Raw genomic sequence first — 16568 nt, 5'->3', positions numbered from 1 at the left:
ATTTTATACCTTCCGATCCATTTTGATAGCGCATAACTGCTTGTAATTTTTCATCTGAACTAAACTTAGCCATATAAAAACTGCACCTCCAATGTTAGTTGATGTCTAACATTTGGGGTGCAGTTCAACTTGGGAGGTTTTTTGATGTGCTTAATAGTTAACCATATGAAATATCAAGCTGATTAAATTCAACGTGTGGTTTGATAGGATCCATTCTTGTGATCTTGGAACATGATTGTTACCCATAGAGAGATGATCAGAATGAGCTCAAAAATATTTGTGGCTGCTGAACTTTCGAAAGGAAGAGGAATCAGTTGCCCTATAAAAAGTAACGCGGTTCCGACAAACATCCATATCCATTTTTGCCGGAAGATTAAGATGATGCCGATGATTAGGAGTATTAGACCCACCACAATAACCATGATTGGAGGTCCTGAGGTGCCTTCTGCTGTATAGCGAAGAACACCGTATTCCTGAACTAGTTTTAGATTTTTCACTTCATGTAAGGTTTGAGTAAAGACCTGATACAGTATCAATGCTAATGTTAAAATCCAAGCGGAGATCCGTATGTATGTTTTCGAAGCAAAAGCTGCTCCTGATCTTTGAAGTATGTAATAACCTACAAGGACAAGACCCGGTGTGACAAAAGCATGAATCCAAAAACGAAGACTGCTTAATATCATAAGGGGCTTACCTTCGCCAATGGCATTGCCAGCTGCAATGATGCCGTTATCGTAAGCAAGGCCAAATGCTAAGATCACGAGTAAAATCGGGTAATGAAACCACTGCTTTGTCCGTGACAAATGGGTGAACATGAATAACAACAAGATAATGTAAGCGATTGTAATTACGGAGTAAATCCAGAAATCCATGCGATCCCACCTTCTATTCGATTTTTTCTTCTTTATTCCATAAGCCTATTCACCAATATGTATAATAATGAAACGAATATACTTGCTGAACCAGATTCGCATAACAAACGATAAAGTGAAACCGTTTCGGTCAATGGGAAGACACAATATTTTTATGCATAATTTTACCTCCTGCTGCGAATAGTAAAGGAAAATTCAGGGGGGTTACAAAGGATGTGTAAACGTTATTCGCTTGCAGCAGATTTGGATGAAGTTCGTGATCATTTTGGTGTGCAGCGGGTTATGTATTATTACAAAAACCGTTACAATATTAGCCCGACACAACATGCTCCGCTCATACTTTATGAAGATGGGGAACGTATCATGGACGAATATCGTTGGGGATTTATTCCTTTTTGGGGCAAGGATGCTGTTAACGCAGACTTGATGTCTGTTCATGATAATGTGACTTATCGGAGAATGGTAGAAACAAAACGGTGCATTATTCCTTGTAATGGTTTCTTTTACTGGCGTCAGGAAGGTAAACGAAAATATGCCGTTCGCGTAGTTATGCCGGATCGTTCTATGTTTGGAGTCGCGGGTCTCTATGAAATTTGGAAAGATACCAATAAGGTTCCACTTCGGACCTGCACCATGCTGATGTCGAATGCTAATCTAACTATTCGAGAATTTGATACCCGAATGCCGGCGATTTTAACAAAAGAAGCGATTGATGCCTGGCTTGATCCAGGAATTACGGAAGTACATCAACTGCTTCCTTATCTTACATCTTATCGGGATACGCCGATGGAAGTATATCCTGTATCATCGCTCGTGGGCAATGACAACCATGATTCACTGGATTGTGTAAAAGAAGTAGATATGCGAATGGCTATGATCAAACCTTAACACCTGAACATCGTTAATACACATGACTATACCAGGACGGCAGTAAAGCCGTTTTTGGTATGGTCATGTGTATTTTTACAGCCTTATTATTTACGATGTCTTGCATAGAAACTTTAAAGTAACTATACTTGTTTCAGTAAGCAAGGAAAAGTTTACTAATATTATAGCTGTAAATGTGGGAGTGATAGAGATGAATTCAAAATATAATCTTCTTTTTGATCAAGTTACCTTACCGAATGGAATGATTTTAAAAAATAAAATGATGATGGCGCCGATGACGAATTGGTCTTCTAATGAGGACGGAACTGTATCAGATGCAGAGCTGGAATATTATGCTCGCCGCTCTAATGGAGTAAGTGTCGTTGTTACTGCAGTTGCGTATGTAACAGATAACGGCGTAGGTTTTCCAGGTCAGTTTTCGGTATCGGACGATTCTTTTGTGCCAGGTCTTAAGAAACTGGCGGATACCATTAAAAAACAAGGTGCTAAAGCCGTGTTACAGATTTTTCACGCGGGCAGATTATCTCCCCCTGATTTGGTAGGCGGAGATGTTGTAAGCGCGAGTGCAATTGCAAGTGAAAGACCAGGATCGCCTGAACCGCGTGAACTGCAGGATGCTGAGATTGTTTCAATTATTGAGGATTTTGGAGAAGCGACTCGCCGTGCAATTGAAGCAGGTTTTGACGGGGTTGAGATTCATGGAGCTAACGGTTACTTAATCCAGCAGTTTTTCTCTCCTCATTCAAACCGTAGAGAAGACCGCTGGGGTGGAGATGTAGAGAAACGACTTACATTCCCGCTTGCTGTGATCGATTCGATTCAAGCCGCAGTTAAGAAATATGCAAAAGGACCGTTCATTGTTGGATATCGTTTTTCACCAGAAGAACCGGAGACACCGGGGCTGACAATGGAAGACACCTTCGTATTAACGGATGCGCTGCTTGAGAAAAACCTGGATTATCTTCATGTTTCGCTTACTGATTTCTGGTCCAAACCAAGACGCGGAGCTGACGATTCCAAAACTCGACTGGAATGGATTGCTGAGCGTATTGGAGATAGAGTTCCGCTGGTCGGAGTTGGTAACATTCATACAGCGGATGAGGCACTAAGTGCACTGAATACCAATGTATCCATGATAGCACTTGGCAGAGAATTGATTATTGAACCCGACTGGGTTGAAAAGATTGAATCCGGCAATGAAGAGCATATTGCTGTGCACTTAACCAAAGAAGATCAGGAACGTCTTGTCATTCCGGATCCGCTGTGGAATATGATTCTCGGAGTCCCGGGCTGGTTCCCGGTACTTGATTCAGAAGAATCAAAATAATATGATGAGTATAAGGTCGGAAGCTTCCCGAAGCTTTCCGGCTTTATTGCTTTTTCTTAGATGCTCTATAATATAGTAAATAAACAAAAGAGAGGATGTTTACAGCTTGAAGCACCCATTTGTACTCGAAGCTGTATGGAACGGTGGACGTAATAGTACCGGTACGATTGAAGCGGGACAGCTTCAAACCAAGATCTCAATTCCTAAAGAGATGGGTGGACCGGGGATCGGTACGAATCCGGATGAGATGCTGCTTGGAGCAGCTGCCACCTGTTATCTGATCACTCTTGCAGCAATGATGGAGCGTTCTGAACTTTCTGTAGAACAGCTTACCTTAACTTCAGAAGCGACCGTCGATGTAACAAACAATATATTTACGTATGAAACAATTACTCATCGACCGGTAGTTACTTTGAAGCAAGGCTCAACAGATTCGGATGTGGAAAAAGCACTTCATCTGTCGCATAAAGCGGAAAGTTCTTGTATGATCTCAAGAGCTGTTGCAGGAAATGTACAAATAAAAACAGAGCCAAGTGTGCTCGTAGACAGTATGTAAGGGAGGAAATACAAAATGACAACTTCAAAATTATTAGTATTTACAGGTTCTTATGCAGAGAAAGAAAATCCAGGGATTCATGTATATGAACTCGATGAAAATACATACGAGCTATCCCTGCGCAGTAAGCAGGGAGGAGTGAAGAACCCAACCTTTCTCCAAGTCGATTCGGATTCTAAGCAACTTATATCCATTGGAGAAATGGTGACAACCGATGGCTTAAAGTCAGGGGAAGCTCTAGCTTATCAGATTTTACCGGAGACGGGAGAACTGGAACTCATCAATCGTGGTCAGTCTGCTTATGCACCTATATGCCATGTTCAAAAGGATCCTCAAGGTGAGTATCTTGTGATCTCAAGCTACCATGGAGGCACAGTAAGTCTAGTATCATTAAAAGAAGATGGAAGCATCGGTAAAATGCTTGATTCCAAGCAGCATAAAGGTCATGGGACACATCCAGAACGTCAGGATCGTCCTCATGTTCATTCTGCTTTCTTCTCGCCAGACGGAAGGTTTATCATGGTTCAAGATTTAGGGCTGGATACGATTTTTGTATATCAGATCGACCGGGAAGAAAATAAACTTGTACTGCATCGTGAAGTGCATACGCATGACGCTGCAGGTCCACGTCATCTCGTATTCCATCCAAATGGTAAGTATGCCTATGTAATTAACGAAGTAGATTCTACGGTAACTTCTTATTCATATGATGCTGAAGAAGGGAATTTAACGGCGATTCAAACGTTACCTACGCTGCCAAGCGACTTCACAGGTGAAAATACGTGTGCAGAAATTACGATTTCGGCGGATGGGCGCTTTGTATATGGCTCTAACCGGGGTCATGACAGTATTGTTGTGTATGCCACTTCGGCGGACGGAACGCTCGAACATGTACAGCATATCTCTACGGAAGGTGCTCATCCAAGACACTTTTCGCTTACACCAAACGGTAACCTGATGCTTGTCACTAATCGAGATACGAATAATATCGCTGTATTCGAAGTGAACAAGGAGACAGGCCGATTGACTTATACAGGTAAACAAGTGGAGTCACCAAAGCCAGTCTGCGTATGGTCCGTATATATGTAGTGTAGATACAGGAAATGTGGCTGCAAAATAAAACAGCACCCTATGCTTCACGATTACATCGTGAGGACATAGGGTGCTGTTTTACTTATTGTTTAAGAGGAAGCTGGGACACATAACTATGTGACAAATCGAGAAGAGAAAGGGCATGATAGAAATCATTCTCTGTCGTTATATGATCCGTTTCTTGTATGTTCTTCAGTAAATGATGTTCTCCATCTTCAAATCCGCTGCCCGAGATGAAGACTTCATTGCTGTTCACAAACGAGCCGGTAGGCAGATAATAGCGTTCAGGCAATAAATTATAATCCTTCTGATTTAATAAATCTTGCCCGAAGTGAATATGGTCTTCGAGTGAAATACCAAGCAGATTGGCTACAGTAGGCAAGATATCCACCTGACCACCAATTTGTTTCTGCTCTCCCTCAGGTGTGACACCGGAAGAAGCAATGACAAAAGGAATATTGATCATATCCGAGTAATCATAAGGATGCCCGAGTATTTCATTTAGCAATGACAGGTCTTCGTCATCCAGTGATGTAGTCGGCAGCCCAACATGATCTCCATATAGAACAACAACACTGTTATCCCATACCCCGCGATTTTTCAAATCCGCAATGAATGTACCAAGTTCAGCATCTGCATAATGCTGAGCACGAATATAGTTCCCCACAAAGGTATCATCATAACGTTCGGGAAGAGATAACGTCATTTTCTCTTCGGGAAGAGTAAACGGATGGTGAGCAGACATGGAAATGACTTGGGCATAAAATGGATTTGCTTCTTGATCCATCTCCTCTAGTTTTTCCGCTGTTTTTTGATAGAGTACATGATCGGAAGCTCCAAAGAATACCGTATCTTCTTCACCAAAGAATGACTTGTCATAATAGTGATCGAACCCGAGTGATGAATATAGTTCGCCGCGATTCCAGAATTCTACGACATTGGTATGGAACGTAGCAGTATTGTAACCTTTATCTTTAAGAAGTCTTGGCAGGCTCGGCAACACTTTGTCTACGTAAGTCTGGACAGCCGCACCCTCAGGTGGGACATAATAGGAAGTGTTTACTACAAACTCAGCATCCGATGTATTCCCTTGGCCTACCTGATGATAAAAATGAGAGAAATAAGTATGATCTTGTACCAGCTTATTTAAATTCGGTATAATTTCTTGACCATCGATTTTTAGATGAACCAGAAAATTTTGAAGGGATTCCATCTGAATGATAATGAGATTTTTCCCTTCTAAAGCTCCGTTTAGTTGTAGAATGTCAGCCTTATTTTCTGACAATCCTTTTAATTCATTAATCCGTTCTTGCGTGATCTCTTCTGATGGAATAAGTTCCGCTTTCTTTTGATTAAGCAAGGTGTACGCTTCGTAATTGAAGATCCCCATTTGTTCTGCTTTGACTACTTCATTAAAACTGCCGCGATTTGTATAAATATTCAGTGATGTAATAAGAAGTGAGATAGAAAAAAGACAGGCAATGATTTTTTTATTTGCGGGTCTTCGTATCGCTTGTTTCCAGTTTCTCGCCGATTTATTCCTGAATAGTAAATAGCCAAACACGAGAACGTCCGTGAAGATCAGCAAGTATTGAGGGTCGATTAGTGAGAAAACACTGTTGCTGACTGCGGTCACCTGATTCACTTGCTCTAATGCTTTGTAGGTGACAATAACACCATAGTATTTGTAATAAATAATAACTGCAAAGAAAATAGCGGTCAGAAGCAAATTAAAAATAGTATATATCATTAATTTTCGTTTCGTGGCAAACCACTCAATAAGACAGAAGATGAGCAGTATGAAAGGTAATTCTTTGAGCATAATGGCCCAGGAAGGTCCGTCATCAAAAACGCCAAACCAAGCTACATAACTCTTAAACAGCATAATTAGAGAGAAGAACAATAACGAGCGTGTGCAGATCATGGTGAGGACATTTGAAGCTTTGACAAAAACGTTTGACTTTTGCTCAGGAGTACTTGGGACGTAGTTTATTAAAGCGTCGTCCTGAGATTTTACTTTTTCGAGTGGTGGTTTCATCAATTGTACTTATGCCGGAATCTCATCTGCCGGACAAAAGTTTTCCCTCCCTGCTAGATTCTATCGTTTTCCAGATATTTATCATATCTTCTAGCATTATAGTATAGGTCTTACTGGCTAATCAATTGTGCTTAAACCGTATAGTTCAAAAGTTCTTGTGTTTATATAAAAAATCAACACACTGCCCATTAGTATACTCGAGGTAACTACCCTACTTTAAAGTGCGTACTTCCTATTTGGATCTCTAGTATTTAGTATAAAGGGGAACTGACAAACGGAAGCCAGCTTGTCATAAAAACGAACTATAAAGGAGCGAATGATAATGAAATTACAATTAGCACTTGACCTTGTAAATATCCCAGAAGCTATTGAATTGGTAAAAGAGGTTGAATCTTATATTGATATTGTAGAAATTGGAACACCAATCGTCATTAATGAAGGACTTCATGCAGTGAAAGAAATGAAAGCAGCATTCCCTAATCTTACGGTACTCGCCGATCTTAAAATTATGGATGCGGGCGGTTACGAAATTATGAAAGCTTCCGAAGCGGGCGCTGATATTATTACTGTACTTGGTGCTACGGATGATATGACAATCAAAGGTTCCGTAGAAGAAGCAAAAAAACAAGGCAAAGAAATCCTCGTTGATATGATTAATGTGAAAAACATTGAACAGCGTGCGAAAGAGATCGATGCTCTTGGTGTCGATTATATTTGTGTCCACACTGGATATGATCTTCAAGCCGTAGGCCAAAACTCATTTGAAGATTTGCAGACGATTAAGAGAGCTGTAACCAATGCAAAAACAGCGATTGCAGGCGGAATTAAGCTGGAGACTTTGCCGGAAGTAATCAAAGCTGGACCTGATCTCGTTATTGTCGGCGGGGGAATTACTACCCAAGATGATAAAAAAGCAGTAGCAGCTGAGATGCAGCAATTGATTAAACAAGGGTAACCAAAAGCGATGGTAAAAAGTGATGTAATATCGATCCTTAGGGAATTAGAAACGGCAGCGGCTCTTCTAAGCGAAGCCCAGCTAACGGAAGCGATGAATGTAATCGCCGGAGCAGGTCAGGTGTTCGTAGCGGGAGCAGGTCGGTCTGGCTTAATGGGAAAAGCGTTTGCCATGAGGCTGGCACATCTAGGTAAGCCTACTTTTGTAATTGGAGAAACGACGACCCCTCCCATTCGTAAAGGAGACGTTCTGATTCTTTGCAGCGGGTCAGGTGAAACGAAAAGCTTGTTATCCATGGCCCAAAAGGCGAAAGCAATGGAGGCATCCGTCTTGGTTCTTACGATTCATCAAAATTCTTCGATTGGGCAGCTTGCGGATGTAATCATTCAAATTCATGCGGCAGCGAAGGAAGATGAAGGTAAGCGGCAATCTATTCAGCCCATGGGTTCACTATTTGAACAAAGTCTGATCATTACGCTTGATGGAATTATTCTATCATTAATGAGAAAGATGGATCAGGACACAAGAACCATGTTTGAAAGACATGCCAATCTTGAATAGTTTTCTATAGCCCCTTTTGCTGCGAAATAGAAAGTTATAGTAGACTTAGGTGAAGGGGGCATGGTATCAAGTGGCAACAGAAATAAAAGATCGGATTAATCTCAAAGAAATTAATTGTGAGAAAGAACTGACGCTTGCTGTCATTGGCGGAAAGTGGAAGCTAATTATATTGTGGCACTTGGGTCTTGAAGGGACCAAACGTTTTAGTGAACTGAAAAAGATGATCCCTCATATTACTCAAAAAATGTTGACCCATCAGCTGCGCGAACTGGAACAAGACCTTCTTGTTCATCGCAAAGTGTATGCAGAAGTTCCTCCGCGCGTGGAATATTCTTTGACGGATCATGGACAAAGCCTGATGCCAGTTTTACAAGCGATGTATAATTGGGGCAAACAATATGGTGAGAACGTGATATGGAAAGACGACGGTGAAGAGACGCCAGATCCTGACCATGAGCTGGTAATCGAGTAATAAGTTTATGAGCGGGTAATCGAATAATGAGTCTCGTCCTAAGGACTCGCTTCTGGAAACAGTAGCGGGTTCTTTTTTTGTCTTTTTTAAAAGAGGCTCAAGGTATTTTATGATACAATTACATAAATTAGGAAGTATATAACAGGAAAAAGAGAAGGGGATGAACTCTATGACCAAAATTTTAACAAGGTCTGAAGTCCGGACAGAATCCACTTGGAATCTGAATGATATATTCGCTACGAAAGAAGCTTGGGAGGAAGAGCGTAAAGCCATCGAGATTGATATTTCTACCGTTACACAGTATGAAGGAAGGCTGGGAGAGGGTGCAGAAGTACTGCTTGCTTGTCTGGAGGCTCAGGAGAAGCTTCAGGGAAGACTGCAACGAATGAGTGCTTACTCATATCTGCATCAATCGGGCGACAGCATTAACCCTCAGAATCAAATGGATGCCTCAAAAGCGAGAGACGTATCTTCTGCGGTAAGCTCCGCACTCTCTTTTGTACGTTCAGAGATTTTATCCCTTCCGGATGGAAAAGTGGAAGCCTACATAGAAGAAGAGCCTGGACTCCGAGTGTTCGAAAGAAGTTTGAAGTTGCTGCTTGAGACCAAGCGTCACCGGCTTAGTGCAGAAACCGAAAAAGTACTTGCTTCTTTTGGTGAAGTGTTAAACGCACCTTACCGTATTTATGAACGGAGCAAGCTGGCGGACATGACCTTTCCTTCCGCTGAAGATGGACGCGGGGAACAAGTTCCCGTATCCTTTGCACTCTATGAGAATAAATATGTAGAGTCTGCTGATACCGTACTACGCCGAAATTCGTTTCATGCGTTTAGTGAAACGTTGTATAAATATCGAAATACGTTCGCAGAAGCGTATGGAACAGAAGTAAAACGCCAAGTGATTGAATCTCGTCTTCGGGGATACGATTCGGTAACAGATATGTTGCTTAAGCCTCAGCAGGTAACTACAGCGATGTACAATAATATCCTTGATATCATTCAGACAGACCTTGCACCACATATGCGGAGATACGCAGCACTCAAGAAACGTGTACTGGGTTTATCTGAGATGACGTTTGCTGATTTAAAAGCTCCGCTTGATCCTGATTTTAGCCCCGGTATTTCATTCGAAGAGGCTGGCGAACTGATCAAAGAAGCTTTGCAGGTCCTTGGACCGGAATATGGCGAGATTGTCGCTGACGCTTTCCGTGAACGCTGGATTGATTATGCAGATAATGCAGGAAAACGAACAGGTGCTTTCTGTATGTCTATTCCAGATGTCCATTCCTACATTCTCATCAGTTGGTCAGATAACATGAGAGGTGCCTTTACCCTCGCTCATGAAGTGGGTCATGCGGGACATTTAATGCTTGCTGGGAAAAATCAACGTCTGACCAATGCCAGACCATCACTTTATTTTATTGAAGCTCCTTCTACACTGAACGAGCTGTTGCTGGCAGATCATTTAATTAAACGTTCTGATGATCCGCGTATGCGCCGCTGGGTAATTTCGCAGCTGTTAGGAACCTATTTCCACAACTTCGTTACTCACCTATTAGAAGGAGAACTGCAGCGTCAGGTGTACGAACTTGCCATGAATAATGAGCCGATCACTGCAGTGAAGCTAGGGGAGTTAAAAGGGCGTATTTTATCTTCATTCTGGGGAGAGGATGTTGTCATTGATGATCATGCTTCCCTTACATGGATGCGTCAGCCGCATTATTATATGAGTCTCTATCCTTATACTTATGCTGCAGGTCTTACTGCTTCGACTGCTGTTGCTGAGCAGATTCGTAACGAAGGACAGCCTGCGGTAGATCGCTGGTTAGAGGTTTTAAAAGCCGGGGGGAGCAAAAGTCCCTTGGAACTCATGAAGCTGGCTGGTGTGGATATGTCGCAGCCGGAACCGATTCGCAGTGCGGTACGTTATGTGGGTGAACTGATTGATGAACTGGAGAGTTTATACTAATTCGTACAAAGGTTTTTATGTCCATCAAGGGAGAGAAACGTCATGAACGTTCATTTTTACTTATTTGGAAGTGGATTTAACGACGGAGGCATGTTTTTTGATGAAGGACCTGGTTTCTTCTCAGGATTAGGCAATTTTTTTGCTGGTTTTCCTCCTGTATTTGCATTTTTCTTTACAACAATTCTATTAATTATTATCAGTGTTGTTCTTTATTCTATTATAAAGGGAGTTACCACCTATACTCGTAATAATGCTGCTGAACGTTTGACCGAACGTGCACGTGTGCTAACCAAAAGAACCGAAGTGAGCGGAGGTTCTGGTAACAGCAGGGCATATACTAACTATTATCTAACCTTTGAATTTGAAGATGGTCGTCGAACAGAATTTGAGGTGCGGGCAGAAGAATATGGTCTGCTGGTTGAAGGTGACGAGGGCAGACTTACTCATCAAGGAACTCGGTATTTAGGATTTGAACGAATGGCAAGTCCGCTTCGGCCCTAAAAAATATATCATTCACATCTTACTAAGTATTGTTGCTGATTCACTAGAGAACTGTCTGATCATCTCGATAGAGGGGTGGTTGGGCAGTTTTTTTCACGAAATGTCGTTTTCTATGATATTCTTACAAAATGGGTATGGATTAAGGCCATTCACTTATTTTATAATAGAGAAGTTATCTACAAGCGAAGGGAATAATGAACATGACGATAAGAAAAGCATTAACGGTAGCAGGCTCGGATACAAGCGGAGGCGCTGGAATTCAGGCTGATTTGAAGACATTCCAGGAATATGATGTATACGGAATGACGGCTTTAACAACGATTGTATGCATGGAACCGAAAACATGGGATCATCAAGTATTTCCTGTGGATCTTGGGATTGTAGAAGCGCAGCTTAAAACCGCAATTGAAGGTATTGGTTTTGATGCTATGAAGACAGGGATGCTTGGTTCTGTTGATATTATTGAACTTGTGTCTCGTTATATTGACCAGTACAAGCTAGATCGAATTGTTATTGACCCTGTTATGGTCTGCAAAGGTACAGATGAAGTACTGCAGCCAGAAAATACAGAAGCAATGATCGAATTCCTTCTTCCGCGTGCGGATCTTGTAACTCCAAACATTTTTGAAGCTTCACAACTTGCTAAAACAGGTCCGATTACTACACTGGAAAAAATGCAGGAAGCAGCAACGATCATTCATGATCTCGGAGCAAAACATGTTCTGATTAAAGATAGAGGGAAAATCCGTCCAGGTAAAGCAGTGGATCTGCTATATGATGGACAAACTTATGAATGGTTTGAAGCGGATGCGATTGAAACCCAGTATACGCATGGTGCGGGCTGCACATCTTCGGCTGCAATTACAGCGGGGCTTGCAAAAGGACGTTCCGTTCGTGAATCCGTATCTGGAGCGAAAACATTTGTAACACAGGCGATCTCAAATGGATTCCCGCTTAACCATTTTGTTGGCCCGACAAGACATTCCGCACACCGGATCCCGTCTGCGAAATAATACTCAGCACGTTATCACAGTAACACTAAAAAGAGCTGTCCCATTATGTAGGGTGTGATTCAAACTACATAGGGGACAGCTCTTTTTTTATGAATTACATGGAAATGGCCTCAGGATCTCCTGTGCCCTCTGTAATCCATTCGAACATTCGGGAAATCGCCGCACGGTGCGTTTCCTGTGGGAAATGATGACCGAGACCTTCATAACGATGGAAGTTAACATCTGCTTTTGCCTCGCTTAAGGAGTTGTACATTTTCTCACCTTGACTGTAGGATACCTGAACATCCTTCGTACCATGAACGATAAGCACAGGACAACTGAGTTCGGAAGCAATCGTGACGGGTGAGCGATCTTTATATGCTTCCGGCACTTTCGTTGGAGTCCCCCCGATGACGCGTTTAAACGTACGGCGCAGATCAACTCTTTCCTCGTAGGTCTGAGCCATATCGGATACACCGCTCCAGAGTACCAGTTTATGAATATTTGGCTGGGTATGCGCTGTATATGCTGCATTAATTGAACCTCTCGAAAAACCCATAATGCTTATTCGTTCGGCATCAACAAAAGGCAGTTCTGACAGAAGTCTTACGGCAGCATACACATCTTCTTTATCATCTCCGCCAAAGCAGTCGCGTCCTTCACCGCCGTCTGTTCCCCGGTAGGAGGGAGCAAACACGATATGATCATGCATCGCAAATTCCTCGACCCATGGAGTACGGACCTTACCGAAATTCCCAATTCCACCACGGCAATAAATGAACACAGGCCACTTCTTAGAAGTGAAATCTTGATCTGTGGTATGCAGAGGAGTATTTAGTTGTACAGCGGGATATGTATCGCTGCTGAATTTTCCGAACAGCAACTGGCGAACTTCGTCTTCTGGAAGTTGATACCCGTAGGGCAGACTAAGATATCCTTTTACATGAAGTCCTTCAGATGGATAGGTCACATGATAAATCATAATACATGCTCATCACCTTTGGTCATAGTTGTTATTTTACGCTTGTACTATTATACCCCACAGGCAATGCTCATCAAACGCAAGGTTTACTTTTACCATCTTCTTATGCTGCTACGTATTTTTAATAAAATCTAGCAATGTGGCTTGAAAGCGATTCTTCTCTTCGAATAAAAGTCCATGACCGCTTTCCTCAAAACGATATAACAAAGAACCGGGGATGGCCTGCTGAGTAGCAACTGCGCCTTGAAACTGGGCGATCTGATCATGAGCTCCGTGAAAAATACCGGTCGGTATTTGAATCTGAGTCAGATCTGAGGAAACATCTTCGTTTCTTAAAGCAATTCCGCTCTGTAAAATGGCGTGGGAAGCGCCTTCGAGGCACATATGCTGAAACCAGCTTTTATATTCTGGACTGATATATTGATAATAGAAGGTGCCTCCAAAATCCGAGATCGCTTGAGGCAGATCAATCTGCATTTGCTGAAGTAAATGATCGATTTGAACTAAAGGCAGACCAAAAGCAGATGGATTCTCTTTTTTTACGAGATAAGGGGTTGTTGCTCCGGCAAGAACGAGTTTTTCCACTCTAGCGCCAGTATCATACTTCGTAATGAAGCGAGTACAGATAGCTCCACCCATGGAGAATCCGACAAGTACTACATTTTCTAGATTAAGTACATCCATTACGAAGGAGATATCTTCGGCAAATCGATCATAGTAATATCCATGCCATGGTTTATCAGACTTCCCAAATCCTCGAAGATCAAGAGTAATACAGCGATATCCTAAGTAGGGCAGCATTTGCATCTGGTAATCAAAAATCCGGTGACTTACAGGCCAGCCCGCGACAAAAAAGATGGTTTGTCCATTTCCTCCGTCCACAGGACGAAGATCTTCTACGTACAGCTGAACTCCATTTTCAACTTCAATCATCATATCCCGTTCCTCCTTTGTTGTTGTAATACGTCATATCGTTCCCCTTGTTCATTTCTATTGTCTTTATCATATGCAGCTCGTATAGAAGGAATGTCCTATCTGTAAAGAAGAAGTTTCACAAAAAAGAAGATGTAGTTTTATGTAATTTAATAGTTGACAGCGCTTCATTTGTTTGAAACAAAGATATATAACTGCTTTTCCTATTGTTTTTTCTGTAAAAAACAGAAAAATACATACTCAAACCCAAATAAAAGTGGTATACTCCCGTTAAGCAATGACAAATTATCCTAAATATAGAACCTCTGGAGGGTTGATTACACTATGGTACAAAACTTGTGGGACAACGAGAAAGCGAAGCAACTGAATAAAGGGCTTGATGAACTTGTGTATCGCTCCAATCTTATTGGAACGGATCGCCGTGTATGTAATTGGGGCGGGGGAAATACGTCAACCAAAACGGTGATTAAGGATTTTCGGGGAAGAGATGTAGAGGTCATGTATGTAAAAGGCAGCGGATCTGATCTTGGAACCATGCAAGCTAAACATTTTACGGGACTTCGGCTTGAAGATATCAATCCTTTATATGAATTAGGTGAAATGCCAGATGAAGAAATGGTAGCATACCTCAGCAATTGTATGATTGATTCAAAACACCCAAGGGCATCAATTGAAACCTTGCTTCATGCATTTCTGCCATTTCCACAGGTAGACCATACACACCCGGATGCCATTATAAGTATCTGCTGTGCAGATAACGGACGCGAAATCGCTCGTGAAATATATGGAGATCGATTCGTCTGGGTTCCTTATATTCGTCCAGGTTTTACGTTGTCAAAGATGATTGCAGAAGGTGTCAGAAATCACCCTAATGCGGAACTTGTGCTTATGGAGAAACATGGACTGGTTACATGGGGAAACACCTCTGAAGAGACGTATGCGAAGACAATTAGCGTGATTCAAGAGGCCGAAGACTATATTGAACGCCAGGCACAGGAGAAGGAAACTTTTGGAGGAGCACGTTATACATCACTTAGCGAGGAAGAACGCCGCGCAGCAGCAGCAGCGATTATGCCTTTGATTCGCGGGGCTGTCAGCGATGAGAAGAAAATGATTTTAACGTATGACGATGCAGATGATGTATTATCATTCGTCAATGGAAACAACTCGAAAGCTTTGTCACAGGTCGGTGCAGCTTGCCCTGATCATCTGGTACATACCAAAGTCGTTCCTTTATTTGTGGAATGGGAACCAAAGTTAGAAAATATAGACCAATTGAAACTAATCTTATCTGAAGAAATCCAGCAGTACAAACAGAATTACAAAGCCTATTTTGAACGTAACAAACATGAAGGAGATCAAATGTTTGAAAGCGCACCGCGCGTCATTTTGATCCCAGGTATTGGAATGATCAATACGGGAAAAAGCCATGCTCATTCGCTAATTAGCGGTGCATTATACCACAGGGCAATTGCCGTGATGAGAGGCGCTACTGCTCTAGGAGAATTTGTCTCTCTTAGTGAAAATGAATCGTACAATGTGGAGTATTGGCCGCTTGAACTGTATAAATTGTCACTCGCACCAAAAGAAACGGAATTCTCGCGCCAAGTTGCACTCATTACGGGTGGGGCAGGCGGAATTGGCAGTGAAACGGCTAGGCTGCTTGTATCCGAAGGGGCACATGTGGCGATTACGGACTTGAATCTTGAAGGGGCTCAGCGTGTTGCAGCAGAAATTAATGCCGAGTACGGAGACGGTAGAGCCCTTGCTATAAAAATGGATGTGACGAACGAAGAGCAAATTAAAGAAGCTTATTCTCAGTGTGCACTTACTTATGGCGGTGTCGACATTATTGTCAATAATGCGGGGCTTGCAACCTCAAGTCCGTTTGATGAAACTTCATTACAAGAATGGAATTTAAATATAAATGTGTTAGGAACAGGATATTTCCTTGTTGCCCGCGAAGCTTTTAAAGTAATGAAAGAGCAGGCGCTTGGAGGCAGTATGGTTTTCATTGGTTCCAAGAATTCAATTTATGCCGGCAAAAATGTGACCGCTTACAGTTCTGCAAAAGCACTCGAAGCCCACTTAGCTCGCTGTATTGCGACAGAAGGCGGGGAATACGGAATTCGCGTAAATACGATTTTACCGGATGCCATCTTACAAGGCTCTGCGATATGGAATTCCAATTGGCGTAATGAGCGAGCTGAAGCTTATGGAATTGAACCTGATCAGCTGGAAGAGCATTACCGGAAGCGGACAACACTGCTCGTTAATATTTATCCAAGAGATATTGCCGAAGGCGTTGCTTTCTTTGCTTCATCCAAAGCTGAAAAAACAACAGGGTGTATGTTGACGATTGATGGCGGAGTACCTGCAGCCTTTACACGTTAAATCCGCAAGTACTCATTTGTTTTGTGCTTCACATTC

The 16568-nt window shown here is 42.2% G+C and carries 15 protein-coding genes; 11 read left to right on the top strand and 4 right to left on the bottom strand.

Features of this window, described 5'->3' with window-relative positions:
• Positions 1-188: 188 nt before the first annotated feature.
• On the bottom strand, positions 189-872 hold the full coding sequence (locus KJS58_RS21390) for a hypothetical protein (RefSeq protein WP_213535516.1): 684 nt from the start codon (positions 870-872) through the stop codon (positions 189-191).
• 213 nt (positions 873-1085) lie between these two features.
• On the opposite strand from KJS58_RS21390, the gene KJS58_RS21385 reads away from it, so the two are divergent.
• From KJS58_RS21385 to KJS58_RS21370, 4 genes are all read left to right on the top strand, one after another.
• Entirely contained in the window at positions 1086-1760 is a 675-nt protein-coding gene (locus KJS58_RS21385) for an SOS response-associated peptidase (RefSeq protein WP_213535515.1), read from the top strand.
• 190 nt (positions 1761-1950) lie between these two features.
• Positions 1951-3087, top strand: a complete 1137-nt coding sequence (locus tag KJS58_RS21380) for an NADH-dependent flavin oxidoreductase (protein ID WP_213535514.1) — start codon at positions 1951-1953, stop codon at positions 3085-3087.
• Between the two features lie 106 nt (positions 3088-3193).
• Positions 3194-3643: an OsmC family protein gene (locus KJS58_RS21375; RefSeq protein WP_213535513.1), complete on the top strand. Its 450-nt coding sequence runs from the start codon at positions 3194-3196 to the stop codon at positions 3641-3643.
• A gap of 15 nt (positions 3644-3658) precedes the next feature.
• A complete protein-coding gene (locus tag KJS58_RS21370; RefSeq protein ID WP_213535512.1) occupies positions 3659-4732 on the top strand; it encodes a lactonase family protein in 1074 nt (357 codons plus the stop codon).
• 85 nt (positions 4733-4817) lie between these two features.
• Here the strand turns inward: KJS58_RS21370 and KJS58_RS21365 are convergent, their stop codons facing one another.
• On the bottom strand, positions 4818-6659 hold the full coding sequence (locus KJS58_RS21365; RefSeq protein ID WP_213535526.1) for an LTA synthase family protein: 1842 nt from the start codon (positions 6657-6659) through the stop codon (positions 4818-4820).
• 436 nt (positions 6660-7095) lie between these two features.
• On the opposite strand from KJS58_RS21365, the gene hxlA reads away from it, so the two are divergent.
• The 6 genes from hxlA (at position 7096) to pdxK (ending at position 12244) form a co-directional block, all read left to right on the top strand.
• Positions 7096-7728: a 3-hexulose-6-phosphate synthase gene (gene hxlA, locus KJS58_RS21360; protein ID WP_213535510.1), complete on the top strand. Its 633-nt coding sequence runs from the start codon at positions 7096-7098 to the stop codon at positions 7726-7728.
• A gap of 9 nt (positions 7729-7737) precedes the next feature.
• Entirely contained in the window at positions 7738-8289 is a 552-nt protein-coding gene (gene hxlB / locus KJS58_RS21355; protein WP_213535509.1) for a 6-phospho-3-hexuloisomerase, read from the top strand.
• 70 nt (positions 8290-8359) lie between these two features.
• Complete coding sequence (locus tag KJS58_RS21350; RefSeq protein WP_213535508.1) at positions 8360-8761, top strand: winged helix-turn-helix transcriptional regulator; 402 nt, start codon at positions 8360-8362, stop codon at positions 8759-8761.
• Between the two features lie 169 nt (positions 8762-8930).
• The gene (gene pepF / locus KJS58_RS21345; RefSeq protein ID WP_213535507.1) at positions 8931-10730 is read left to right on the top strand and encodes an oligoendopeptidase F; all 1800 of its coding nucleotides are present in this window, start codon (positions 8931-8933) and stop codon (positions 10728-10730) included.
• 42 nt (positions 10731-10772) lie between these two features.
• Entirely contained in the window at positions 10773-11231 is a 459-nt protein-coding gene (locus KJS58_RS21340) for a DUF2500 domain-containing protein (RefSeq protein ID WP_249717766.1), read from the top strand.
• A 200-nt stretch (positions 11232-11431) separates the two neighbouring features.
• Positions 11432-12244 (top strand): pyridoxine/pyridoxal/pyridoxamine kinase, encoded by an 813-nt coding sequence (gene pdxK / locus KJS58_RS21335; protein WP_213535506.1) that lies wholly within the window; start codon positions 11432-11434, stop codon positions 12242-12244.
• 94 nt (positions 12245-12338) lie between these two features.
• Here pdxK and KJS58_RS21330 read toward each other — a convergent pair whose 3' ends face one another.
• Positions 12339-13205 (bottom strand): alpha/beta hydrolase family protein, encoded by an 867-nt coding sequence (locus KJS58_RS21330; protein ID WP_213535505.1) that lies wholly within the window; start codon positions 13203-13205, stop codon positions 12339-12341.
• A gap of 111 nt (positions 13206-13316) precedes the next feature.
• The gene (locus KJS58_RS21325; RefSeq protein ID WP_213535504.1) at positions 13317-14141 is read right to left on the bottom strand and encodes an alpha/beta fold hydrolase; all 825 of its coding nucleotides are present in this window, start codon (positions 14139-14141) and stop codon (positions 13317-13319) included.
• 321 nt (positions 14142-14462) lie between these two features.
• Here KJS58_RS21325 and KJS58_RS21320 point away from each other — a divergent pair, with 321 nt between their 5' ends.
• Positions 14463-16532, top strand: coding sequence for a bifunctional aldolase/short-chain dehydrogenase (locus KJS58_RS21320; RefSeq protein WP_213535503.1), 2070 nt, complete (start codon positions 14463-14465; stop codon positions 16530-16532).
• Positions 16533-16568: the final 36 nt, after the last annotated feature.

This window comes from Paenibacillus sp. J45TS6, from assembly GCF_018403285.1.
In the GTDB taxonomy this organism is placed as follows: Bacteria; Bacillota; Bacilli; order Paenibacillales; family Paenibacillaceae; genus Paenibacillus.
Note: the sequence above shows the minus strand (reverse complement) of the source record. Positions and strands in the feature narration are given on the sequence as shown.